Raw genomic sequence first — 1,192 nt, 5'->3', positions numbered from 1 at the left:
GGCGGTTTGTGAGTCAGGATCCGATTGGCTTGTATGGCGGTGATAACCTGTACCAATATGCGCCAATACCATCAACTTAATTGACCCCCTTGGTTTAAAATGCAAACCAAATTTGGTCCGATACAAGCTAGATAAAGCGACTCCTCTTTCTGGGGGGCGATCAACAGGCATAAATAGAGCATGGGCCATGGAAAAAAAATTAATTGAGACAACTGGATTTGGCACTATTGACTGGAGTACAGATCAAATAAACCTAATCTTATCCACAAAAAACACAGAACTTAGCTCAACAATGAGTGGCGCCGGATTTACTGGACACCACATAAATAATGTCTCAAAATACCCCGCCTGGGCAGGAGATCCGAGAAACATTATTTTCTTAAGCAACAATCCCAATGGCGGCGATCATTTAAATAGCAATCAGGGACATCGGGGGGCTTGGTCAAATCAATCCAACGGCCGCTTAATTGATCGAGAAGAAATGATTAAGCAATGGAAAAAATCACAGGAGTGTTAGCATGCTAGAAAAAATAAAAGAAATCCTTTCTATAAAACAAGAAACAATCTCACAAGATACAGCAAGAAGCCTTATCGACATAATTGATGCACCCGAGCCTCTTATTCAATGGCTTTCCCAAGTAGGAAGCAACACCATTGAAATTCCATGGACAGCAGAATTACTAAGAATTTATTCCGCAAAAGATTTTCAAGAAAAACAAAAAACATATTTCATAGAAAATCAAAAAAATAAAAACTGGAACAAAGACTGGATTGTAATTGGAGATATAATATCAAACCCAATTATTTTAGACAAATCCTCTTTAAAATCAAAAATTTTTTTCTCATTCCACGGATCCGGAAATTGGAATCTAGCATTACTTGCACCATCCCTGGAAAATTTTTGTGAAGCTTTAAATATTTGGTGCAAACTATTTCTTGTAAAATATGATCGCGATATATATGAAGATGATTTTTCATTAAAGAGTAGTTTTTTGAGTGATTTACAAAACTCTCTCAATCAAATTTTGCCAGTCTCTTGTGTAGAAGTTTTTCTCACGGCAGTCGACTAAATTTTGAACCTCCGTTTAAGCCAACGGCGGGCTGGTACACCACAACCGCATTGAAGTTTTTGAAGACAAGCGCTACCGCTACGACACCAATGGCAACCTGATTGAAAAACGCATCGGCAAAC

2 protein-coding genes are annotated in these 1,192 nt (G+C 38.2%); both read left to right on the top strand.

The annotated features are described in order from the left end of the window. The first annotated feature begins 112 nt into the window (after positions 1-112). Positions 113-517 carry a hypothetical protein gene (locus E8K88_RS17855; protein ID WP_276606684.1) on the top strand — a complete coding sequence of 135 codons (405 nt, stop codon included), beginning with the start codon at positions 113-115 and terminating at the stop codon, positions 515-517. Between the two features lies 1 nt (position 518). Next, the gene (locus E8K88_RS17850; protein ID WP_136408016.1) at positions 519-1,070 is read left to right on the top strand and encodes a hypothetical protein; all 552 of its coding nucleotides are present in this window, start codon (positions 519-521) and stop codon (positions 1,068-1,070) included. Positions 1,071-1,192: the final 122 nt, after the last annotated feature.

Source organism: Lampropedia aestuarii, assembly GCF_004803635.1.
In the GTDB taxonomy this organism is placed as follows: domain Bacteria; phylum Pseudomonadota; class Gammaproteobacteria; order Burkholderiales; family Burkholderiaceae_C; genus Lampropedia; species Lampropedia aestuarii.
Note: the sequence above shows the minus strand (reverse complement) of the source record. Positions and strands in the feature narration are given on the sequence as shown.

Excerpts from the sequence above, each read along its gene's own strand:
- E8K88_RS17850 (WP_136408016.1), top strand. The coding sequence starts at position 519 with ATGCTAGAAAAAATAAAAGAAATCCTTTCTATAAAACAAGAAACAATC.